This window comes from Sphaerobacter sp. (assembly GCF_019683595.1).
In the GTDB taxonomy this organism is placed as follows: Bacteria; Chloroflexota; Chloroflexia; order Thermomicrobiales; family Thermomicrobiaceae; genus Sphaerobacter.
Genome location: NZ_JADGHZ010000005.1, coordinates 20,930 through 43,611 on the forward strand (window position 1 = coordinate 20,930; position 22,682 = coordinate 43,611).

The following is a 22,682-nucleotide window of genomic DNA, read 5'->3' on the forward strand; positions in this document are numbered from 1 at the left end:
GCCCTACTCCTCCGGACGCGGCGCACCGACCAGGCTCCGCAGCCGCGCCAGGTTTTCCGCGTCCTCATGCAGATCGTCACTCTTGGGGGTTTCCAGCAGCCCCGGCAGGCCCTCCAGCCGCGGGTCGTTCACGACATTGTGGAACCCCGCAAGTCCGATCATCCCGGCTCCGATGTGGTCGTGGCGATCAACGCGGGAGCCGAGGTCGCGCTTGGAGTCGTTCAGGTGGAGCGCCCGCAGGTTCGCCAGCCCCAGGATGCGATCGAACGCGTCCATCGTCTCGGCGTACCCCTCGGGCGTGCGCAGCTCATAGCCCGCCGCGAAGGCGTGGCAGGTGTCGAAGCAGTAGCCGACCCGCTCCGGCTCTGCCACGCGATCGACGATGGCCCGGAGCTGCTCAAAGCGGTAGCCGAGCGCGGAGCCCTGCCCCGCCGTGATCTCCAGCAGCGTCATCACCCGGTAGCCGGGCAAATCGGCGTGGATCCGGTTGAGCGCATCGGCCACGCGCTGGATGCCGAACTCCTCGCCCGCGCCGGTGTGCGACCCGGGGTGCGTCACCAGGTAGGGCACACCCAGGAGCGCGCAGCGCTCCAGCTCCACGCGGAATGCGTCGATCGACTTTTCCCACAGCGCATCGTCGGGCGAGGCGAGGTTGATCAGATACGAATCGTGCGCCACCACCGCGCGGATGCCCGCTTCCTCCTGCCGCTGCTGGAACCGTTCCACCTGCTCCGGCGGGATCGGCTTGGCGTTCCACTGGTTGTTGTTCTTGGTGAAGATCTGCACGGCGTCGCAGTCGACCTTCTCGGCACGGTCGATCGCCTTGTCGACTCCACCCGCGATCGACATATGCGCCCCGAAGAGCAGCATGCTCCGCTCCATCTCTCCGCTATACACGCGCCGTCCTCGACTGCCGGCGCTAATCCATCTTGTCAGTCCCGAACAGCGCGTCCAAACGCTTCCGGTCGAACCCGAGGGCGCTCCCCTCGGGCGTCAGCAGCAGCGGACGCCGCAAGAGCGTCGGCTCCGCGACCATGAGGTCCAGCAGCTCGTCGTCCGACACCTCGCGCTCGGCAAGGCCCAGATCCCGGTAGGCCCGGCTGCGCTTCGACAGCGCCTCGCGGGGCGTCAGCCCCGCGCGCCGCAGCACGTCGGCCAACTCCTCACGCGTGAAGCGCTCCTTGAAATAGTCGCGCCGCACGTACTCGACCCCTCGCTGCTCAAGATACTCCTGAGCCTTGCGACAACTCGTTCACGTCGGATGGACATAGATCTCGACCTCGCTCGCCACGCCCGACCCCCTTCCATCAGGTTCCATCCCCTGCCCGACATGGTAACAGCCCGGCGCCGCCCGCGCCCGAATCGTGGCCACGGGATCCGGCTGCTTCGGGCCGGTCACACTGCCGGCCCTACCGGACGCGCGGCCACGCGGTGTACACTCGGCGCCGAGGAGAGGAGGAGCGGTTTGCGGATCCTCGTGACCGGCGGATCGGGGCAGGTGGGACGCGCCCTGCAGCGGCTGGCACCTCCTGGGTATGTCGTCGTCGCGCCCGGCTCCGACCGCTGCGACGTGACCGACTTCGAGGGAGTTATCCGCCTGGTAGCAGATGAGCGGCCCGATGTGATCGTGCACGCGGGCGCCATGACCGACGTCGACGGTTGCGAGCGCGATCCGCAGCGTGCCTTCCGAATCAACGCGACCGGGACCCAGCACGTCGCCGCAGCCGCGCAGCAGTTCGGCGCGGCCCTCGTCTACCTCTCCACCAACTACGTCTTCGACGGTGAGGCCGCCGAGCCCTACCACGAGTTCGCCGAGCCGCGGCCGATCAGCGTCTACGGCCGCTCCAAACTCGCCGGCGAGGAGGCTGTCCGTGCGCTGGCCCCGCGCCACTACATCGTCCGCACGGCGATGGTTTACGACGAGACGGGCCGGAACTTCGTCAACACGATGCTGCGGGCCGCCGCCGAGCGTCCTTCGCTCACCGTCGTCGCCGATCAGCGGGGCAACCCGACGTACGCAGGCGACCTCGCCGCCGCGATCTACCGCCTGATCGAGCAACCCGCCTACGGCACCTACCACCTCGTGAACGAGGGCAGCGCCTCCTGGTACGAGTGGGCGGTTGAGATCTTCCGCCTCGCTGGAATCGAGACGCAAGTCGAGCCGATCCCGGCCTCGGCGTGGCAGCGCGCGGCCCGACCTCCCGCCAACGGTGTGCTCGCCAACACCGCCGCGGCGACGCTCGGCATTATCCTCCCGCCGTGGCAGGACGCACTCGCGCGCTGCCTCGCCCGGCGAGCGGTGCTGCAGCCGGCATGACCACCCCGCGCGTCGACATCATCATCCCGACTTACAACGGCCGCGACCTCCTGGCCGTCTGCCTGCCGGCTCTCGCCCGCCAGACCTACCGCGACTTCCACGTCGTCGTCGTGGACGATGCCTCTACCGACGACACAGCCGGCCTCGTCCGCAGCCTCCTGCCGGAGGCGACGTTGCTGCGGCTGCCGAGGAACAGCGGGCTTGCCGTGGCGATCAATCGCGCCCTGGCCAGCACCCGCGGGGAGTTGGTCGCCTTCCTCAACAACGACACCGAGCCGGAGCCGGGCTGGCTCGCGGCTCTGGTCGCCGCGCTCGACCGCCACCCGGACGCCGCGGCCGTCGCCAGCAAGCTGCGCCTGTTCGACCGGCGCGACGTGCTCCACTCGGCAGGGGACACCTTCTCCCGGCGCGGCGTGCCGAACAGCCGCGGCGTCTGGGAGGTTGACCGGGGCCAGTACGACCATGAGGAGGAGGTCTTCAGCGCCTGCGGCGGCGCGGCGCTCTACCGGCGGAGCACCCTGGAGGCCGTGGCCGCCATCGACGGCCACGTGCTCGATCCCGACTTCTTCATGTACTGCGAGGACGTCGATCTCTCCTGGCGGCTGCGCCTGCTCGGCTACCGGATCATCTTCGCGCCCGACGCCGTCGTCTACCACCGGCTCTCGGCCACCGGCGGCGGCCCGCTGGCGTCGTATTATGTCGCGCGCAACACGCTGGCGGTGCTGGTGAAGGACGTGCCCGGCCCGATCCTGCGGCGAAACCTCGCGCGCATCGCGGCTCAACAGGCCCGCCTGCTCCTCGGTACCCTGCCCCACCTCCGCGAGCCGGCCGCGCGGGCGCGTCTCCGCGGGCTCCTGGCCGCCCCGGGACTCTGGCCCCGGATGCTCGCCAAGCGCCGCCGCATCCAAGCAGCCCGGCGCGTCCCCATCGAGGCGATCGAGCGGTTGCTCACGGATTAGGCGTTTCCACCGCCCCACCGCTCGGGGGCCGCTCAGACATACAACCCTGCGTCTGGTTCCTCAGGCAGGAAGCCCCCGATAAGGACCAGGATCCAGAAGATCGCGCCGACGACGATCACGATCCACTCGATTGGATGGACGCGCGGCGTGACGGTCCGGTCGGGGAGACTCTGGAAGTAGGCGTTCAGGCCGCGCTGCCCGTGGACGACCATGACGGCAGCGCACGCAGTTGCGACGAGCGCGAGCGGCACCCAGACGACGGCAGGGATATCCTCCCGGACAATTCGATTCAGCACCCCGAAGAGCACCACGAGGACGACCATCGCACCCGGGCGGAGACGGAGACTGGCACCGGCAGCCGCGAGCATCGTGTTGATGGTGGCGTAGTGGGCATGGACCCGAAACTGGCCGTAGATCGGGACGATCATCGAGACGGCGTGCCAGAACGGGTGCATCCCCTCGTCGCGGAGTTCGCGCTTCATCTCCGCCCAGCTCGCGCCGATCCACCAGAGCAGGTAGAGCCCGAAGGTGCACACGCTGAGGGTCGCCACCGCCCAGAGCGGGCGCTGGCGCTGGGACTCGGGCGGGGCAGCGACCAACACGCCTCCGGTGTGCGGCACGCTCCAGGCAGCGGGTCGAGGTGGCGCAGCGACCGATCCGATGCGTATCGTGTCAGGAACCGCCGACGCCGCCGAGCGGGACTCACCGAACTCCGGTGCGCCGCCATTCGCGGCAGATACCTCGGCTGGGTACGCCGCACCACACGCGTAGCAGAAACGGTCTTCGGCCGCGCGGCGCGGCGCGCCACAGGCCGCGCAGTACCGAACCGTGACCACCGATCCCCTCCTCCCCTTTCCGCGGTGCTCGACCACTGAGGATCTTAACCGGTTGGCGGGAATGCAGTCATTCCCGTCACGCGATAGTTCGCATCCTGGGTTGATCATAGACGTCGGGCGAAGCGTATCAGATGCATCAGTGACCTGCACGCACCGTCGCGGAGAAGGCACAACGAGGGCACGGCTGGCCGTGCCCTCGTCTCTGCTTTCTCGGCTACGGGAATCGTCGCGCTACCGGTTTAGCTCAGCAATGATCGCGTCGGTCATCTCGGTGGTGCTGGCCGCCTTGGTGCGGTCGCGGTCGGGGCGCAGGTCGTAGGTCACATGCTTGCCCTCGGCGATGACGGTCGCCACCGCCCGGTCGACCGCTTCCGCCGCCTCGATCTCGCCGATGTGGCGGAGCAGCATGACACCGCTGAGCAGCATGGCGACGGGGTTGGCGACGTTCTGCCCGGCGTAAGACGGGGCACTACCGTGGATCGCCTCGAACACCGCGGCCTTATCGCCGATGTTCGCGCTCGGCGCGACGCCCAACCCGCCGATCATCCCGGCGGTCAGGTCGCTCAGGATGTCACCGTACAGGTTCGGCATGACCAGCACGTCGTACAGCTCCGGCTTCTGCACGAGCTGCATGCACATGTTGTCGACGATGCGGTCGTTGAACTCGATGCTGGGGTAGTCCTTGGCCACCTCCTGCGCCACCCGCAGGAAGAGGCCGTCGGTGAACTTCATGATGTTGGCCTTGTGCACGGCCGTGACCAGCCGCCGGCCGTTCTTGACCGCGTAGTCGAAGGCGAAGCGCACGATCCGCTCGGAGTTCTCCGGGGTGATCGCCTTGATGGAGATCGCCGCGTTCTCGGCCACTTTCTTCTCGCTGCACTGGTTGATCGCAGCGATGACCTCCTTAGCCTCGGGCGTCCCGGTGTCGAACTCGACCCCGGCGTAGAGGTCCTCCATGTTCTCGCGGACCACGACCAGGTCGACATCCTCGTATGGGCTCTGCACGCCCTTGTAGGTACGTGCGGGGCGCAGGTTCACGTAGAGGTCGAGCATCTGCCGGAGCGCCACGTTGACGCTGCGGAAGCCGCCGCCGACCGGGGTCGTGAGCGGGCCCTTCAGTGCGAGACCGTTGCGCCGGATCGACTCGATCACCGAGTCGGGCAGGACGTCCCCGTACTTCTCCAGGGCGGTCATCCCTGCTTCCTGGACGTCCCACTCGAACGGCACGCCAGTAGCCTCGAGGACGCGGCGCGCGGCCGACGACACTTCCGGCCCGATGCCGTCCCCCGGAATAAACGTGACCTGATATGCCATCGGCTGCTTCCACTCCTCTACTTCGTCACCAGCCGTCCCCCAACCAGCCCCGCATTCTAGGCTGGGTCAAGAACGGGTGTCAAACAGTGCAGACCTGACAGACGCCCTCCTGGTACGTACAATGCCGGGGACGAGCCGGCCCAGCGAGGGAGGGGACTCGTGCGGAGCCTGCGTGAGCGTCTCGCCGCCCTGCAACCCAGCCCGGCACGCCCAGCCCGCCCAAGACCGGCGGGCGTGCCGATCGATGCCGTCGTACCCGGGAGCTATCTCCCCGGCCGGATCGGTGAGGTCTTCGTCGTCGAACGGGCGCGTGAGGAGGATGACGTACGCCGCCTGCTGGAGCACACCCCACTGGCGCCGTCGCTCTTCGTGCCCGGCGCGCCGGCCGTCCACCCGGAGGAGATCGTCTTCCTCGACACCGAGACGACGGGGCTGGCCGGCGGGACCGGTACCCACGTCTTCCTGATCGGGCTCGGCCACTTTGAGGCCGGCCGGCTGGTGGTGCGGCAGTTCTTCATGCGCGGGCCGAATGAGGAGCCGGCCCTGCTCGACGCACTGCACGAGGCGCTGGCACCCTTCCGCCTGCTCGTGAGCTTCAACGGGCGCGCCTTCGACTGGCCGTTGATCGAGGGGCGCTTCATCCTCCACGGCTATCGCCCGCGCTTCGACTTCGCCCACCTCGACATCCTGCACCCCGCCCGGCGCGTCTGGCGCCACCGGCTGGCCAACTGCACGCTCAGCAACCTGGAGGCGAGCCTCTTCGGCGTCCGGCGATCCGAGGACGTGCCGGGCTGGCTGATCCCGCAGATGTACTTCGACTACCTCCGCGACGGCGATGCCCGCCGCCTGCGGCCCGTCTTCGCCCACAACCACGAGGATATCGCCACCCTGGTGCGCCTGACCGACCTGCTGGTCCGCGCCACGGCCGCGCCGGAGTCAGTGCTGGACCACCCGGCGGACCGTGCGGGGCTCGCGCTGCTGCTGCTCAACCGGGGCGAACTCATGCGGGGGATCGATCTCCTGGCCGACGCACTGGAGGACGGCGACCAGATCGACCCGACGCTCCGCCGCCGCGCCGAAATGGAGCTGGGCCGCTGGCTCAAGCGGCTCGACCGGACGCCCGAGGCCGTGCCGCTCTGGCGCAAGATGTGCGACAGAGCCGCGCGGCGCCGCCCGCTCGACCTCTACCCGTTCGAGGAGCTGGCCAAGTACTACGAGCATCAGGCCCGCGATCTCGTGGCGGCCGAGGCCGTCGTCGAGCGGGCGCTCCGGCTCCTCGACCTGCATGGGGAGTATCATGGCAGGAGCAGCCTGCTCCACCGCCTGGAGCGCATCCGGCGGAAGCAGGCACGCGCCCGGGCACGAGTCCGGTCGCGCGAGACCGGCCCGACCGCCGGGCCGGTGGGATAGAGCACGTCAGCGAGTGGAGGGTGGAATGGCGTACCGGCCGGTCGTGCTGGTGATCATGGACGGCTGGGCGAATGGGCCGGACTTTCCCGGCAATGCGGTGCGAGCCGCGCAGACCCCGGTGATGGACCGCCTCACCGCGGTCTACCCGACGACCGAACTCCGCTGCTCGGGACGCGATGTCGGGCTCCCCGACGGGCAGATGGGCAACTCCGAGGTCGGCCACCTCAACCTCGGCGCGGGCTTCGTCGTCTACCAGTGGATCACCCGGATCGATGCCGCGATCGAGGACGGGAGCTTCTACGAGAACCCCGCGCTGCTCGGGGCCATCGAGCACGCCCGCCGGCGCGGCAGCAAGCTCCACCTCATGGGCCTGGTCAGTGACGGCGGCGTCCACAGCCATCAGCGCCACCTCTACGCGCTGCTCGACCTGGCACACCGCCACGGCCTGGAGCAGGTCTTCATCCACGTCTTCACCGACGGGCGCGACACGCCGCCCGACTCCGGCGCCGGTTTCGTCCAGCAACTGCTCGACGAGGCCGCTCGCATCGGCACCGGGCGGGTCGCCACCATCAGCGGGCGCTACTACGCCATGGACCGCGACAAGCGCTGGGAGCGAACCCAGAAGGCGTACCAGGCCATCGTCTCCGGGATCGGCGTGCCCCGCTACGATCCGGTGCAGGCCATCCGCGCCTCGTACGACACCGGCGTGACCGACGAGTTCATCGTGCCGGCGGTGCTCATGGACGAGGGACGGCCGGTCGCCACGCTGGACGACGGCGATGCCGTCATCTTCTTCAACTTCCGGGCCGACCGCGCCCGCCAGTTGACCGAGGCGATCACCGACCCCGAGTTCACCGGATTCGCCCGTGACAAGGTCCCCCAGGACGTCTACTTCGTGACCATGACTGAGTACGAGCGGGACTTCGGCCTGCCGATCGCCTTCCCGCCCCAGGACGTGGTCCGCCCACTCGCGCGCGTCATCGCCGATGCCGGCCTGCGGCAGTACCACACCGCGGAGACCGAGAAGTACGCCCACGTGACCTACTTCTTCAACGGGGGCCGGGAGGAGCCCTTCCCGGGTGAGGACCGCGTGCTCATCCCGTCGCCCAAGGTCGCGACCTACGACCTGCAACCCGAGATGAGCGCGCTACCGCTGACGGACGCCACGCTGGAGGCGATCGCGAGCGACCAGTACGACTTCATCATCATCAACTACGCCAACGCCGACATGGTGGGCCACACCGGGAGCTTCGAGGCCGCGGTCAAGGCCGTCGAGACCGTCGACGCCTGCGTCGGGCGTCTCGTCGAGGCGACCCTCGCCCGGGGCGGCGTCGCGCTGGTAACCGCGGACCACGGCAACGCCGACGAGATGCTGATTCCCGGCACGCAGGAAGTCTGGACCGCCCACACGACGAATCCGGTGCCGTTCGTGCTCGTGGCCCCGGATGGCTCGCCGTTGCGCACAGTGAGCCTGCGCACGGGCGGGCGGCTGGCCGACGTCGCGCCGACCGTGCTGGACGTGATGGAAATCCCGCAGCCGGAGGAGATGACCGGCCGCTCGCTCATCCTCCGGCCAGGGGAGTGATCCTCCGCCGATCTGCCCCAGCACCGGCCCACTGGACCTTTCTGCCGGAGGGCGTATGATGGGGCCACAGGGCGAGGAGGACCGTGGCCAGGCGGGCAGGGCAGCCATCGGCCGATGACGCCGGGCTGAGCGGGTCAGGCTGCGTCCTACCCCCGGTTCGTCCATCACGGAAGGGAGATGCCGTGGTTCGGGACTTCGTAGACATGGAGACCGAGGAGCGCGTCCGGCGGTACGACCGCGCGCACGTGTTCCACTCCTGGTCGGCACAGGGCAAGATCGATCCGCTCCCGATCGCGGGCGGAAAAGGCTGCGAGTTCTGGGACTTCGAGGGCAAGCGCTACCTCGACTTCGCGTCCCAGTTGGTCTACACCAACCTCGGCCACCAGCACCCGAAGGTCGTCGCCGCGATCAAGGAGCAGGCTGAGCGCCTCTGCGTCATCCAGCCGGCTTTCGCCTCCCAGCCGACCGCGGAACTGGCCCACGCCATCGCCGAGCTGGCCCCAGGCGACCTCGAGATGGTGTTCTTCACTAACGGCGGCGCCGAGGCGAACGAGAACGCCATCCGCCTGGCGCGGATGTACACCGGCCGGCATAAGATCCTGGCGGCGTACCGCTCCTATCACGGCGCCACGCACGGCGCGATCACGATCACCGGTGACCCGCGCCGCTGGGCCTCGGAACCGGCCATTAGCGGCGTCGTCCACTTCTGCGGCCCCTACGCGTATCGCTCCTCCTTCTTCGCCAAGGACGAGCAAGAGGAGTGCGAGCGGGCGCTGGCCCACCTGGAGGAGATCATCCAGTACGAAGGGCCGCACACCATCGCCGGGATCATCCTGGAGACGATCGTGGGCACCAACGGCATCCTGGTGCCACCCGACGGCTATCTCCAGGGCGTCCGGGAAATCTGTGACAAGCACGGGATCGTGATGATCCTGGACGAGGTCATGACCGGCTTCGGGCGCACCGGCTACTGGTTCGGCTGCGAGGGCTTCGGCGTCACCCCGGACCTGATGACCTGCGCCAAGGGCATCACCAGCGGCATGGTTCCGCTCGGCGCCGTCGTGATCTCGCGCAAGATCGCCGATGCCTTCCAGGACCGGGTCTTCTACGGCGGCCTGACCTACTCCGGCCATCCGCTGGCCTGCGCCGCGGGGCTGGCGGCGGTCACGGCGATGAAGGAGGAGGGCGTCGTCGAGAACGCCAAGATGATCGGCGACGAGGTCCTCGGCCCCGGCCTGCGTGAGCTCATGGAGAAGCATCCCTCGATCGGCCACGTGCGCGGGCGCGGCTGCTTCTGGGGCATCGAACTGGTCAAGAACCGTGAGACGCGGGAGATGCTCGTCCCGTTCAACGCCTCGGGGGCAGAAATGGGGCCGGTCGGAGAGTTGGGCCGCGCGGCGATGAACCGCGGGCTCTCGCTGATGATCCACTGGAACGTCATCATGATCGCTCCGCCGCTGATCATCACCCCGGACGAGGCCCGGCGCGGCCTCGCCATCCTCGACGAGGTGCTGGAGATCACCGACCGGGCCGTCAGCTAGTCATGTCAGCACCAGGGGCGACGCGCGTCGCCCCTGGTATCCGGCGGTCGAGAAGCGCGGGCGTCGTCACTGACGCCCGCGCTCGTTCTTGGCGGATGCGGCTAATTGCCGGTTGTCGTGCCCTCCTGAACAGCCCGTGTCTCATCCTGAGCGCAGCGAAGGATCTCGCAGTGGGGTGGCTGCACTCGCCAGAGATCCTTCGCTGCGCTCAGGATGACACGCACCGCTTAGAATCACATGCACCGCTCAGGATGTCGTACCAGAGCGCCTACCCGCGTTGGCTGTGACGGGTACCGGCCCCGCTGTACTGCGCCTTAACGCACTTCTCATGATTCATTGTGATCCGATACCTTGACACAGAACGAGTCATGTTGTATTAACTGAGGTGGATAGCGGCCGATGGCCGGCCGCAGAGCAAACGGCAGGTTGAACAGTATGGATCAGGAGGTGAGGTGCACATGATGGTGCGCTGGAGCCCGATGATCGAGGTCGCTCGACTGTTCAACGAGGTTGATCGCCTGCTCGACGAAGTGACCAGCACCATGATGAACCGGAACGGGCTGACGTCGGTGACGACGATCCGCCCGGCGGTGGATCTGTACGACAACGGCGACGCGCTTGTGCTCAGGGCGCTGGTGCCGGGTGCGCAGCCCGGGTCGCTGGACGTGCAAATCGAGCAGAACACGGTGCGCATCAAGGGTCGCTTCGGCGCTGAGGTCGACGAGGACGAGGCCAAGGGTTGGACCTGGTACCGCCGGGAGATCGGCAGTGGCGAGTTCTCCCACACCATGACCCTGCCGGTGCCGGTGGACAGCGAGCGCGCTGAGGCGTCGTACCACGACGGCATCTTGACCCTGACGATGCCCAAGGCGGAGCAGGCCCGGGCGCGCAAGATCGAGGTCCGCACGCCGAAGGCGCTCGCCAGCAGCGTCAACTAGCGATCGACCCAGCAGGCGAAAAAACCCGCCCGGGTGATCCGGGCGGGTTTGTGTTTTCGCGTGCGCCGAGGGCTACAGGCTCCGTCCCTTCAACCCCGCGAAGGCACGACGCCCGGCATACTCGGCCTGCGTGCCGAGCTCTTCCTCGATCCGCAGCAGTTGGTTGTACTTCTCCACCCGGTCCATGCGCGACGGCGCGCCGGTCTTGATCTGACCAGCGTTCGTCGCCACCGCCAGGTCCGCGACGAAGGAGTCGGCCGTCTCGCCGCTGCGGTGCGAGATGACGGCCGTGTAGCCCGCCCGGTGCGCCATCGCGATCGCGTCGAACGTCTCCGAGAGGGTGCCGATCTGGTTCACCTTGACGAGGATCGAGTTCCCGACGCCCAGCTCGATGCCCCGGGCCAGGCGCTGCGTGTTGGTCACGAAGAGGTCATCCCCGACAAGCTGCACGCGGTCACCCAGGCGCCGGGTCAGCTCGGCCCAGCCGTCCCAGTCGTCCTCGGCCAGGCCGTCCTCGATCGAGATGATCGGGTAGCGATCGACCCACTCCGCCCAAAAATCCACCATCTCGGCGGTGGTGAGGGTCCGCCCCTCGCCGCGCAGGACGTAGCGACCGTCCTGGTACAGCTCGGTCGACGCCGGGTCGAGCGCGAGCAAGACATCCTCGCCCGGGCGATACCCGGCCTGCTCGATCGCCTGGGTGATATACGCCAGCGCCTCCTGATTGCTCTTCAGACTCGGCGCGTACCCTCCTTCGTCACCCACGCCGGTGGCGTACCCGGCGCTGGCGAGCACCTTCTTGAGCGTGTGGAAGATCTCCGCGCCCCAGCGGAGCCCCTCGCGGAAGCTGGGGGCACCGACCGGCATGACCATGAACTCCTGCATATCCACGGTGGAGCCCTCGGCGTGCTTGCCGCCGTTGAGGATGTTCATCATGGGCACCGGCAGCACGTGCGCCGACGGCCCGCCGAGGTACTGGTAGAGGGGCAGCCCGGCCGCCGCGGCGGCGGCCCGCGCCGTCGCCAGCGACACACCCAGGATCGCATTGGCACCGAGGCGCGACTTGTTCGGCGTCCCGTCCAGCTCGATCATCGCCAGGTCGATCGCCCGCTGATCCCGAGCGTCCATCCCGAGCAGCACCCCGGCGATCGGTCCATTCACGTTGTCAACCGCAGTGCGGACGCCCTTGCCGCCGTAGCGCTGGTCCTTATCGCGCAGCTCCACCGCCTCGTACGCCCCGGTCGATGCACCCGAGGGCACTGCGGCCCGGCCCCACGCACCGCCGGCCAGGCGCACGTCCACCTCGACCGTCGGGTTCCCGCGCGAGTCAAGGATCTCGCGCGCGTGCACCGCCTCGATCGTCGTGCTTGCCATGCGGAATTCTCCTTCTCTCCTGTGTGCCACGCTCCAGCCAACAGCCGGAGGGCATTATAGGCCAGGCCCACCCGTATCCCGTCGCCGCCGCAAGCGCCGGGCCTTAGCGCCACCCAGCGGTGATTGCATGGAGTGTGACGAATGAGCGTGCTCCACCGGAGCCGACCCCGTCGCCTGATCGCTGTCATCCTGAGCGGAGCCGGGGCCGGCGGCCAGCCGCGCCCGGCGCAGCGAAGGATCTCTCCGCGGCGTGGCCGATCCGACGCGAGATCCTTCGCTGCGCTCAGGATGGCAGCAGCGCGGGAGCGGGTGGCAGGTAGACGAGATTAGTTCGCCAAACTCCATGCTATACTGAGCACGACAATCGATCTCGGGAACGGCGACGATGGAGAGGAGTACCCGCGTCGAAGCCGGCAGGGAGGGGAAGCCGTAGACTGAAAGCTTCCCTCGGGAGAAGCGCGGGGAAGTTCGCTCCGGAGCCGAGCGGTGAACGGTGGGCCCACGCGTCCACCCAGTAGTCGCCTCTGGTCGCTCCCCATTATCGGAGCAGGTGCTGCCGCCGCGAGCGGCGCGCCACTGAGATCGCCGGCGCTGCCGGTGAAACAGGGTGGTACCGCGTGGAGACCCCTCGCCCCTGGGCGACGGGGTTTTTTTCTTGCCGCAGGCAGCCACGGGGGGAGGTTGAGCGGTGAACGACGAGCTGGAACAGATTCGTCAGCGAGCGGAACAGGATCTGACCGCCGCGAGCGACAGCCAGGCGCTGGCGGCCTGGTACGCGCAGTACCTCGGCCGCAAGGGCGAGGTGACCTCGCTCACGCGCCGCCTCGGCGCGCTGCCGCCCGAGGAGCGCCCGGCCTTCGGTCAGGCGGTCAACGCCCTGAAGACCGCGCTGCAGGAGTCCTTCGACCGGCGGCAAGAAGAGGTGCGTCGCGCCGAGCTCACCCAGCGCCTGGAGGCCGAGGCGGTCGACGTCACCCTGCCCGGCCGCGCGCCGGACATCGGCACGCTGCACCCGGTGACCCAGATGATTCGCGAGGTAACCGACATCTTCGCTCACCTCGGATTCCAGACGGTCGAGGGACCAGAGGTCGAGGACGCCTACTACGCGTTCGACGCGCTCAACATCCCGAAGGAACACCCAGCGCGCGACGTGTGGGACACGATCTTCATCCAGAGCGCCTCGCGCGAGATCGTGCTGCGCCCCCACACCTCGCCGATGCAGATCCGGACCATGGAGCAAAGCACGCCTCCGGTGCGCGTCGTCGTCCCCGGCCGCTGCTACCGGTACGAGGCACTCGACGCCACCCACGAGTGGCACTTCCACCAGATCGAGGGGCTGGCCGTCGACGAGCGCATCACCATGAGCGACCTGAAGGGCGTCCTGGCCGAGTTCGCCCGCCAGATCTTCGGGCGCGAGCGCAAGGTCCGCTTCCGCTGCGACTACTTCCCCTTCGTCGAGCCTGGCGTCGACTTCGCCATCGACTGCATGGTGTGCAAGGGCGTGGGCTGCCGGGTGTGCAAGGGCACCGGTTGGATCGAGATCCTGGGCGCCGGGATGGTCCACCCGAACCTGCTCATCAACGTCGGCTACGACCCGGACCGCTACACCGGCTTCGCCTTCGGCATGGGCGTCGAACGGCTGGTCATGCTCAAGTACGGGGTGCAGGACATCCGCGCCTTCTACCAGGGCGACGTTCGCTTCCTGGCGCAGTTCAACCGCGCGGCGGCGTGAGGTACGGGTCGAGAGGGGGGTGATGAGCGCATGAAGGTTCCCGTCCGTTGGCTGAAGGAGTTGGTGCCGAACGACTTGCCGCCGGCTGAGATCGCGCAGCGCCTCACCATGGCCGGCCTCGAAGCCGAGGGGATCAGCGAAATCGGCGCCACCTGGGACCGCGTCTACGTCGGCGTCGTGGAGCGGGTGGAGCCGCACCCGAATGCCGACCGCCTGGTGCTGGCGACGGTCAATGCCGGCGAGCACCACCTGACGGTCGTCACCGGCGCACCCAACATCCGCGAGGGTCAGAAGGTTCCCCTGGCGCTGACCGGCGCCCGCCTGATCGACGGCTACTCCGACGAGTTCCGGATGATCACGCTCAAGCCGAGCACCATCCGCGGCGTCCGCTCCGAGGGCATGGTCTGCTCGGAGAAGGAGCTGGGACTCTCGGACGAGCACGAGGGCATCCTGGTTCTCGATCCCGACGCCCCGGTCGGCGTACCACTCCGGGACTACCTGGGCGAGTCGGTCATTGAGTTCGAAATCACGCCGAACCTGGTGCACGCCTTCTCCATGGTCGGGATCGCTCGGGAGTTGGGAGCGTTGATCGACGCCCCGGTGCTCCTGCCGGAGCTGGCAGATCTTGAGGCCGTGCCGCGCGACCCAGGCCTGGTCACGGTGGAGGCGCCGGACCTTTGCCCGCGCTACGTCGGTGTCGTGATCGAGAACGTCCGGGTCGAGCCGTCGCCCGAGTGGCTGCAGCGACGACTGGCATCCGCGGGCGTCCGCCCGATCTCGAACATCGTCGACATCACCAACTACGTCATGCTGGAGTGGGGTCAGCCGCTCCACGCTTTCGACCGGCGTTTCCTCCACGAGGGCCGCATCGTCGTGCGCCGGGCGCGCCCGGGCGAGCGGATTGAGACGCTCGACCACGTCGATCGCGAGTTGACGCCCGACATGCTGGTGATCGCCGACGCCGACCGGGCCGTGGCCATCGCCGGGGTGATGGGCGGCCTCGACTCCGAGATCCGCGATGACACCACGACCATCCTGCTGGAGGCGGCCAACTTCAACATGCTCAACATCCGGCACACCGCGCGGGCCCAGCGGCTGCGGACAGAGGCCTCGTCCCGCTTCGAGCGCGGCCTGGACCCGAATCTGGTCTGGACCGCCACCCAGCGCGCGGTGGCGCTCATCCTCCAGCTCAACCCCGAGGCCCGCGTCACCGTTCTGGCCGACGCTTACGCCGAGCCACGCTACCCGAAGACCGTCGTCATGCCGCGCGCCGAGATCCCGCGCCTGCTGGGGATCGACTACCCCGACGAGGTGGTCCTCGACGTGCTGAGCCGGTTGGAGCTCCAGCCGGAGATCCGCGACGTCGATGGCGTCCGCTCCGTCGTCGTGCAGGTGCCGACCTACCGGAGCGACATCAACATCCCAGCCGATGTGGTTGAGGAGGTCGCACGCATCGTCGGCTACGAGTCGCTGCCGGAGACCCTCCCCTGGGGCCAGACGCCGCACGTCACGCGCGACCCGATGCGGCGACTGATCGCCGACACGCAGGATCTGCTGGTCGCTGCCGGCATGACCGAGATCATCACCTACCCGATGGTGAGCGACGACGACTTGCGGGCACTCGCCCCGGGTGCCGAGGCCGCGCCTGACCGCTACGGCTTCTTCGCGCGGCCGGAGCTCGATCTGGTAACGGCGCGCAACCCGCTGCGCTCCGAGTGGACCATGATGCGGCCGACGCTGTTGCCGGCCTGGCTCAAGAACGTGGCCGAGAACCTGAAGCACTCGCCCGGCGTCGCCGTCTTCGAAACCGGGCGGGTCTATCTGCCGCGCGGGGTCGACGAGTTGCCCGACGAGCGCCCCACCCTCTGCCTCGGCTTCGCCGGGGAGCGCCACGCGGCGGACCTCTACCATCGGGCCCGGCCGGTGGACTACTTCGACGTCAAGGGCGTCGTCGATGCGCTCCTCCCCCGCCTTGGCGCGGTCGACATCGTCGTGCGGCCGATCACGCACCCCAGCCTGCACCCCGGCCGCGCGGCCGAGATCACGGTCAAACGCCAGCCGGTCGGCATCATGGGCGAGGTCCATCCGGTGGTGGCGGAGCAGTTCGGCATCCCGGCGGGCCAGCGCGTCGCGGTGGCGGAGATCGACCTGAAGGCGCTCTTCAACACCGGCCTGAGCGACGTGGAGCTGCGCCCCGTGTCGCGCTATCAGCCGGTGGAGCAGGACTTCGCGGTGGTAGTCGATGAGGCCGTCCCAGCCGACGCGGTGGAAGCGGCGCTCCGTGCCGGCGCCGGCCCGTTGGCGACATCCGTGCGCCTGTTCGACATCTACCGCGGCCCGGCGATCGATGCGGGCAAGAAGAGCCTCGCCTACCGGGTGACTCTGTCGGCCCCGGACCGGGAGCTCTCGGAGAACGAGATCCAGCGCATCCGCGGCCGCATCGAGCGCCAGCTCGCGCGCCAGGTGTCCGGCACCCTCCGGGGTTAGCGACGCAGGCTTACCGGCCGGAGCCGGGATCCCGGCTCCGGCCCCCTCAATACCCCAGGAGCGAGGGTGTCGTGCCCGTCCCTACCGCTCGGACCTGCCGCCAAACAGCACCGCCAGCCCCAGGCCGATCAGCAGGATCGGCCAGACGTAGACGACCCGGAAGTCGATCGTGCCCAGGCGGTCGAGCAGGAACAGCCCGCCCAACACGATAAAGACGAGGCCGCTGATCACCGCGCCTCGGTCCACACCCTGCTCCATCATCGGCTCACCTCGATGTTCCCGACACCGACGCTCAGATCGAGCAGCAGGCGCCGCGACGCGGCGTCATACCCATCCGACACATAGGTTTCCTCGACATCTGCACCCGAGTAGCGTCGCTCAAAGACGTCGGCGTTGCCCGCGCCGATCTGGATGTCGGCCCGCACCGCCACATCGTCCGGAACCCGCAGGACAAGCTCCCCGATCCCCACGCTGGCCACGATGCGTGTCTCGCCAGCCTCGAAGTTCACCTGGCGCAGGTCGATCGTCTGCTTCCCGACCGTCAACGAGTACTCGCTGCTCAGGTCGGCCGCGGTCGTCGGGGTCACGGTGCGGTCGCCGACACCGCCGCTGAAGCTGATCGGGGTGATGGAGGTCAGCACCAGCGCCAGCGTCAGAACGACGCCGAGGAAGACCAATCCGCCGTGGTCCCGGCCGCGGGCCGTCACTACCAGCGCCGCGCCGACGAGGATCAGCGCCGAGGGCAGCAGCAGATCCCAGCCGAGGTCGAACACACCGATCGACCGGAGCAACCAGACCAGGCCGGCCACTACGAGGAGCAATCCGAGGGCAATCTGAGCCGCGGAGGGGCCGCCGCCCCCGTAGCGGCGCTCGCGCATTTCGACCGTCATCGCTGCATCCCCCGGAAGATCACCGCTGCGCCGATAGCGATCAGCACGAGCGCCCAGACCACCGTTGAGTCGAACCAGGGAAGAATCCGCTCGAACAGGATGATGGCGCCGAGCGCGACCAGGACGCCGCCCACGATCAGGCGCGCCGTGTCGGCGTTCGCGGACGGCGCCGCCCTTAGCGGTTCATCGGCATCCGCCTCCGGGATCACGATCCACGACACGAAGTACAGCAGGATGCCGGCGCCGCCGGCGAACACCAGCGCCACAAAGGCAAGGCGGAGCAAGATGGGATCGATCCCGAGGTAGTGGCCCAGGCCGCCACAGACCCCGGCGACAACGCGGTCGGTCCGGCTGCGACGCAGCAGCCGTTGCTGACCCGACCCGAGCGCGTCCGATGCACCTGGGACGTACGCGCCACGTTCCTCTCCGGGTTCATCTCGATGCTGCGCTGTCATGGCAACTCCTCTCGCGGCAATCGAGCCTCAATGGGACGGTATATGACGCTGCATCGCAAGCGCATCGATTGATCCCGCGCAGTACAACACTCACGTCACAATCGTTCTGCGCTCCGCAGCCACCGCATCCCTCATTCCGAGATTCGCCCATTCGGGACGAAGGAACGCCGCTCTCCTGGACAGGGAGCGACCCGTCCGACCGGCCCAGGCCTGTGTGATAGACTCGACCAGCGGAATTCCCGCGGCTTCCCGCGGCCGGAATGTCGCGCCCGGCCGCGCTGCCGCGCCGAGCGAGTGAGGCAGCAGCCATTGAACGACCAACGACCCTCTCCCCGCGCCAGCCGCGCCGCGATCGAGCGCCTGCGCGGTATGGTCGACGTCGATCCCAGCCGGTACCAGGCCCGTCGCGTGGCGCTGGAACGCATCCTCGAGACGTTCGACCGCCACGGCTACCGCCCGATCGAGACGCCGGTCGTTGAGCCGACCGAGCTTTTCCTCCGGAAGTCCGGCGGCGAGCGGGTCGCGCAGATGTACGCGTTCCACTACCGCGACCGGGAGATCGCCCTACGCCCGGAGCACACCGCCTCCGTGCTCCGCATGTACGCCGACAGCATGCAGAGGGAGCCGCTGCCGCTTCGCCTGAGCTACGCCGGGCCGGTCTTCCGCTACGAAAAGCCGCAGGCGGGACGAACCCGCCAGTTCACCGAGGTGGGCTGCGAGCTGCTGGGCGCGGAGGGGCCCGTCGCCGACGCCGAGGTCATTCACCTGGCGCTGGAAGGGCTCCGGGCCGCCGGAGTCGAGGGCCGCCTGGTCCTGGGACACATCGGCATCGTGCTCGACTTCCTCAACCGCCTGCCGCTGCGGCAGCGTGCCCGCGACTGGCTCGTCTGGAGCATGGAGCGGCTGCGCAAGGGCCAGGAGGTCGATTTGGAGGCTGCGCTGGCGGGCCTGGTGGCGGGCGACCCCCTCGCCAGCATCTTCACCGAGATGAGCGACACCCTGCACGACATCCCGCCGGACCGGCTCGAGGGTTGGATCCTGGCGGTGCTCCGGGAGGTCGGTGTCCAGGTGCAGGGCGGCACCCGCACGCCGGAGGAGATCGTCGCCGGGTTGATCGCCAAGATGAACCGGCAGAGCGACGCCGCCGACGTGCGCCGAGCCTTCGACTTCGTGCGCGAGCTGGCCGCGATTCAAGGCCCGCCGGGCGAAGTCCTCCCTGCGGTGCGCGCCCTCACCCGGCGGCACGGGCTGCACGACGAGCCGATCGCACGTCTGGAAGAAGTCCTCGACCTGCTCGCCGCCTACGGGCACGCCGTCGATACCATTGAGCTGAGCCTCGGCCTCGGCCGGGGGCTCCACTACTACACCGGCATGCTGTTCGAGATCTATGCGCCGGATCGCCCGGGGCTCCAGCTCTGCGGCGGCGGGCGCTACGACGACCTGGCGCAGATGCTCGGGACGCGCCAACCGCTCCCGGCCTGCGGCTTCTCGTACGGCCTGGAACGGGTCGTCGAGGTGGCCGGGATCACCGCCGAGCCCCCTGCTCCCGAGGTTCTGGTGGTCCCCAGCAGCAGCGCCGCCAGCGCCGCCGCGATCCGGGTGAGCGAGCGGCTCCGCGCGGAGGGGCGGCGGGTCGAGATCGACGTCCGCGGCCGGTCGGTGCACGCCAGTCGCAAGTATGCGCTGCGGCGGGGTATCGCGGAGGTGATGGTGGTCGACGAGACCGGCGGCGTGACCGTCGAGCCGGCGTCCCGGCACGAGGGTACGGTCGCGGCGACGGAGGGGGACGATGACTGAGCCGCTGCGACTCGCCCTCAGCTCCAAGGGCGCCTACGAGGGCGCTACCATGCAGTTCCTGGAGCGCGCCGGACTTTCCGTGTGGCGGCCGAACCCGCGGCAGTACGTCGGGCGCATCAGCGGGCTGCCGAACGTCGAGGTGCTGTTCCAGCGCACGGAGGATATCGTCCACAAGGTCGTCGACGGAAGCGCCGACCTCGGCATCACCGGCTACGACCTGGTGGCCGAGCACGGCGGCGACGCGCCCAACCTGCACGTCGTGATCGAGGATTTGGGTTTCCGCCGCTGTGAGCTGGTCCTGGCCGTGCCCGAGGGGTGGCTCGACATTACGACCGTCGCCGACCTGGCCGACCTCTCGGTCGACCTGCGCCGCACCGGTCGCACCCTGCGCGTGGCGACCAAGTTCCCGAACCTGACGCGCGACTTCCTCTACCGCCACGGGGTCAACTACTTCTCGCTGGTCGACGCCCACGGCGCGCTCGAAGCCGCCCCGACCCTGGGCTACGCCGACATCATCGCCGACCTGAGCGAAACCGGGGTGACCCTGCGCGACAACCGCCTCCGCGTGCTCGACGGCGGGGTGATCCTGCGTGCCCAGGCCTGCCTGATCGCCTCGCGGCGGACGCTGCGGGACCAGCCGGACAAGCTCGAAGCGGCACGCACGATCATCGAGTTGTGCGAGGCGCGGCTTCGAACGCGCCAGTTCCGCCTCATCACTGCCAACGTGCAGGGGGAGTCGGCCGAGGCGGTGGCCCGGCACGTCATCAGCCAGATGGAGACGGCGGGCGAGCAGGGGCCGACCATCGCCGACATCTACCCCAAGCACGGCACCGTCGACGGCGGCCCGCGCTGGTTCGGCGTCACGATCATCGTGCCCGCGCACCTGCTGCTGCCCGCGGTTGACCACCTGCGCCGCGCGGGCAGCAGCGGTATCACCGTTACGTCGCCGGACTACGTCTTCGACGCCTGCTCGCCGGCCTACGAGCGTTTGCTGCGTTCCCTGGAGGAGTGTCGATGACCAGCACCGTGACCGTCCGCGTGCTGCACGACCCTGTCGCCGCGCGGGAGTTCCTGCTGCGGCAGCGCCGCCTGGAGGCGACCGAGCTCCCGGAGCGGGTGCGGGCCGGGATTCGCACGATCTTCGGCGCCGACCTCACGGCGGGGGAAGTGGTGGACCGAATTATCGCCGATGTCCGCCAGGACGGGGATGCAGCCCTGCGCCGCTACACACGCCTCCTCGACGGCGCAGAGCTTGACCGCCTGGAGGTCGCGCCGGAGGAGATCGCGGAGGCCATCGCTGCCGTGCCCGCTGATGTTCTGGAGGCGCTGCGCTTCGCTCGCGATCGGATCGACGCCTTCCACCGCCGCCAGCTTCGCTCCTCCTGGATGCACTTCGACGAGGACGGTGCGCTCGGGCAAATCCTCCGGCCGCTGGAGCGGGTCGGGATCTACACCCCTGGAGGCCGGGCGCCCTACCCCTCTTCGCTCCTGATGTCCGCCGTGCCCGCCCGTGTGGCGGGTGTCGAGGAGATCATCGTCTGCGCCCCGCCCGAGCGAGACGGCCGCATCTCGCCGCTGATCCTTGCGGCAGCCGACATCGCCGGGGTCGATCGGGTCTTCAAGGTCGGCGGGGCGCAGGCCATCGCGGCGATGGCGTACGGCACCGAAAGCGTGCCGCGCGTCGACAAGATCCTTGGTCCCGGCAACATCTTCGTGGTGCTGGCGAAGCGGCGCGTCTACGGCGAGGTCGATATCGACCAGCTTCCGGGACCGACCGAAACGCTTCTGATCGCCGATGAGAGCGCTGACCCGGCGCTGTGCGCCGCCGACCTGCTGGCCCAGGCCGAGCACGACCCGCTCGCGAGCCCGATCCTGCTCACGACCTCGGCTCAACTTGCCGAGGCGGTGAAGCAGGAGCTGGCTTCCCAGCTCCCGACACTGGAGCGGGCCGAGATCGCCGGCGAGGCGCTGGCGAACAACGGACTGATCGCGGTCGTGCCGGACCTTCCCACCGCGTTCGACCTGGCCAACGCCTACGCCCCGGAGCACCTCTGCCTGCTCCTGGCCGAGCCGTGGGCGCACCTCGACAAGGTGCGGCACGCCGGTGGGGTCTTCCTCGGTGAGTCGTCGCCCGAGGTCCTGGGCGACTACACCGCCGGGCCGAGCCACGTCATGCCGACCGGGCAGACCGCTCGATTCTCCTCGCCGATCAACGTCGAGGAGTTCCTGAAGATCATCAGCGTCGTCGGAATCAACCGTGAGGGGCTTACGCGACTCGGCCCCGCGGCCGTCACCCTGGCCCGCGCCGAGGGTCTGACCGCCCACGCACGCGCCATCGAGCGCCGCCTGGGGACATAGCGGGGATGTGGCGGCGCGCTACTGCGCCCCCCGCACTGTCCCATCCTCCTCGTCCGATCCGGACAGCGCCCGCTCGGTGCCGATGCCGCGCAGCAGCACATCGACCAGCAGTTCGTCCTCGCCCGGCTTTGGCTGCCGCCGAATATGCCCACGCTGGCCGAGGCCCATGACCATGCCGACGAACATCGCGGTAACCGGCTCCACGTCCATCGGCCGCATCTCTCCGGCCGCGATCGCGCGCCGGAACAGTCCGTCGAGTGCCGCCTCCGGCGTCGGATGCTCGGTGAAGATCTCCTGTTCGACCTCCGGCGGCAGGTGGCGGTGCACATCCTCAAGCAGGGACATGGAGACGGTCGTCACCGACTCGCGCACGAAGCGGGCAATGGCCTCGAGGGTCGCACGGAGCGGCTGACCGCTCTCAGCGATCGCGATGATCCCGGCCCAGAAGTCGTTGATCGCCCGGCGCACCACCTCCGCGAACAGCTCCTCCTTGCTGCGGAAGTGGTAATAGAGGGCGGCCTTGGTGATGCCCATTGCATCCGCGATCTCCTGCATCGAGACATCGGCATAGCCCCGAGCAGCGAATCGTTCCGCCGCCACCTCCAGGATGCGCTCCCGGGTCTCGCCACGCGCCGGCGGCACCGGCGCGTGTGGTGCACCACTTGACACAGGGTCTCCTCCGTGCTAAC

General features: G+C 68.9%; 20 protein-coding genes. 11 read left to right on the forward strand and 9 right to left on the reverse strand.

From position 1 onward, the window contains the following. Positions 1-3: 3 nt before the first annotated feature. Together IRZ30_RS01180 and IRZ30_RS01185 are read right to left on the reverse strand one after the other, a co-directional pair. Positions 4-870 carry a deoxyribonuclease IV gene (locus tag IRZ30_RS01180; protein WP_366945300.1) on the reverse strand — a complete coding sequence of 289 codons (867 nt, stop codon included), beginning with the start codon at positions 868-870 and terminating at the stop codon, positions 4-6. Between the two features lie 49 nt (positions 871-919). Continuing rightward, entirely contained in the window at positions 920-1,291 is a 372-nt protein-coding gene (locus tag IRZ30_RS01185; RefSeq protein ID WP_334223677.1) for a Spx/MgsR family RNA polymerase-binding regulatory protein, read from the reverse strand. Between the two features lie 174 nt (positions 1,292-1,465). Between IRZ30_RS01185 and rfbD the strand changes: the two genes are divergently transcribed. Together rfbD and IRZ30_RS01195 are read left to right on the forward strand one after the other, a co-directional pair. Then, positions 1,466-2,317 carry a dTDP-4-dehydrorhamnose reductase gene (gene rfbD, locus IRZ30_RS01190; protein ID WP_294082055.1) on the forward strand — a complete coding sequence of 284 codons (852 nt, stop codon included), beginning with the start codon at positions 1,466-1,468 and terminating at the stop codon, positions 2,315-2,317. Beyond that, complete coding sequence (locus tag IRZ30_RS01195; protein WP_294082057.1) at positions 2,314-3,276, forward strand: glycosyltransferase family 2 protein; 963 nt, start codon at positions 2,314-2,316, stop codon at positions 3,274-3,276. Before rfbD ends, IRZ30_RS01195 begins: the two co-directional genes overlap by 4 nt. 32 nt (positions 3,277-3,308) lie before the next feature. On the opposite strand, the gene IRZ30_RS01200 is transcribed toward IRZ30_RS01195, so the two are convergent. Next, complete coding sequence (locus tag IRZ30_RS01200; protein WP_294082059.1) at positions 3,309-4,112, reverse strand: hypothetical protein; 804 nt, start codon at positions 4,110-4,112, stop codon at positions 3,309-3,311. A gap of 231 nt (positions 4,113-4,343) precedes the next feature. Beyond that, positions 4,344-5,426, reverse strand: coding sequence for an isocitrate/isopropylmalate dehydrogenase family protein (locus IRZ30_RS01205; protein WP_294082061.1), 1,083 nt, complete (start codon positions 5,424-5,426; stop codon positions 4,344-4,346). A gap of 159 nt (positions 5,427-5,585) precedes the next feature. On the opposite strand from IRZ30_RS01205, the gene IRZ30_RS01210 reads away from it, so the two are divergent. From IRZ30_RS01210 to IRZ30_RS01225, 4 genes are all read left to right on the forward strand, one after another. Further along, a complete protein-coding gene (locus IRZ30_RS01210) occupies positions 5,586-6,836 on the forward strand; it encodes a ribonuclease H-like domain-containing protein (RefSeq protein WP_294082063.1) in 1,251 nt (416 codons plus the stop codon). Between the two features lie 25 nt (positions 6,837-6,861). After that, the gene (gene gpmI / locus IRZ30_RS01215) at positions 6,862-8,421 is read left to right on the forward strand and encodes a 2,3-bisphosphoglycerate-independent phosphoglycerate mutase (RefSeq protein ID WP_294082065.1); all 1,560 of its coding nucleotides are present in this window, start codon (positions 6,862-6,864) and stop codon (positions 8,419-8,421) included. A 203-nt stretch (positions 8,422-8,624) separates the two neighbouring features. Then, positions 8,625-9,962 (forward strand): aspartate aminotransferase family protein, encoded by a 1,338-nt coding sequence (locus IRZ30_RS01220; protein WP_366945301.1) that lies wholly within the window; start codon positions 8,625-8,627, stop codon positions 9,960-9,962. 458 nt (positions 9,963-10,420) lie between these two features. Continuing rightward, entirely contained in the window at positions 10,421-10,900 is a 480-nt protein-coding gene (locus IRZ30_RS01225) for an Hsp20/alpha crystallin family protein (protein WP_294082069.1), read from the forward strand. A gap of 72 nt (positions 10,901-10,972) precedes the next feature. Here the strand turns inward: IRZ30_RS01225 and eno are convergent, their stop codons facing one another. Beyond that, complete coding sequence (gene eno, locus IRZ30_RS01230) at positions 10,973-12,274, reverse strand: phosphopyruvate hydratase (RefSeq protein ID WP_294082071.1); 1,302 nt, start codon at positions 12,272-12,274, stop codon at positions 10,973-10,975. Between the two features lie 688 nt (positions 12,275-12,962). Here eno and pheS point away from each other — a divergent pair. Beyond that, positions 12,963-14,006 carry a phenylalanine--tRNA ligase subunit alpha gene (gene pheS / locus IRZ30_RS01235; protein ID WP_294082073.1) on the forward strand — a complete coding sequence of 348 codons (1,044 nt, stop codon included), beginning with the start codon at positions 12,963-12,965 and terminating at the stop codon, positions 14,004-14,006. Between the two features lie 30 nt (positions 14,007-14,036). Beyond that, the gene (gene pheT / locus IRZ30_RS01240) at positions 14,037-16,493 is read left to right on the forward strand and encodes a phenylalanine--tRNA ligase subunit beta (protein WP_294082075.1); all 2,457 of its coding nucleotides are present in this window, start codon (positions 14,037-14,039) and stop codon (positions 16,491-16,493) included. An 81-nt stretch (positions 16,494-16,574) separates the two neighbouring features. On the opposite strand, the gene IRZ30_RS01245 is transcribed toward pheT, so the two are convergent. Genes IRZ30_RS01245 through IRZ30_RS01255 form a run of 3 tightly spaced genes read right to left on the reverse strand, consistent with a single transcriptional unit; the run spans position 16,575 to position 17,838 of the window. Then, positions 16,575-16,754, reverse strand: coding sequence for a DUF5668 domain-containing protein (locus IRZ30_RS01245; RefSeq protein WP_294082077.1), 180 nt, complete (start codon positions 16,752-16,754; stop codon positions 16,575-16,577). Then, positions 16,751-17,383 (reverse strand): LiaF domain-containing protein, encoded by a 633-nt coding sequence (locus IRZ30_RS01250; RefSeq protein ID WP_294082079.1) that lies wholly within the window; start codon positions 17,381-17,383, stop codon positions 16,751-16,753. The genes IRZ30_RS01245 and IRZ30_RS01250 overlap by 4 nt, the downstream gene beginning before the upstream one ends. Further along, positions 17,380-17,838 carry a PspC domain-containing protein gene (locus tag IRZ30_RS01255; RefSeq protein ID WP_294082080.1) on the reverse strand — a complete coding sequence of 153 codons (459 nt, stop codon included), beginning with the start codon at positions 17,836-17,838 and terminating at the stop codon, positions 17,380-17,382. Before IRZ30_RS01255 ends, IRZ30_RS01250 begins: the two co-directional genes overlap by 4 nt. A 309-nt stretch (positions 17,839-18,147) precedes the next feature. Here IRZ30_RS01255 and hisZ point away from each other — a divergent pair, with 309 nt between their 5' ends. Genes hisZ through hisD form a run of 3 tightly spaced genes read left to right on the forward strand, consistent with a single transcriptional unit; the run spans position 18,148 to position 21,993 of the window. Then, complete coding sequence (hisZ, locus tag IRZ30_RS01260) at positions 18,148-19,635, forward strand: ATP phosphoribosyltransferase regulatory subunit (RefSeq protein WP_294082082.1); 1,488 nt, start codon at positions 18,148-18,150, stop codon at positions 19,633-19,635. Continuing rightward, positions 19,628-20,653: an ATP phosphoribosyltransferase gene (gene hisG / locus IRZ30_RS01265; protein WP_294082084.1), complete on the forward strand. Its 1,026-nt coding sequence runs from the start codon at positions 19,628-19,630 to the stop codon at positions 20,651-20,653. The genes hisZ and hisG overlap by 8 nt, the downstream gene beginning before the upstream one ends. Next, a complete protein-coding gene (gene hisD / locus IRZ30_RS01270) occupies positions 20,650-21,993 on the forward strand; it encodes a histidinol dehydrogenase (protein WP_294082086.1) in 1,344 nt (447 codons plus the stop codon). Before hisG ends, hisD begins: the two co-directional genes overlap by 4 nt. A gap of 18 nt (positions 21,994-22,011) precedes the next feature. On the opposite strand, the gene IRZ30_RS01275 is transcribed toward hisD, so the two are convergent. Then, a complete protein-coding gene (locus IRZ30_RS01275; protein ID WP_294082088.1) occupies positions 22,012-22,662 on the reverse strand; it encodes a TetR/AcrR family transcriptional regulator in 651 nt (216 codons plus the stop codon). Positions 22,663-22,682: the final 20 nt, after the last annotated feature.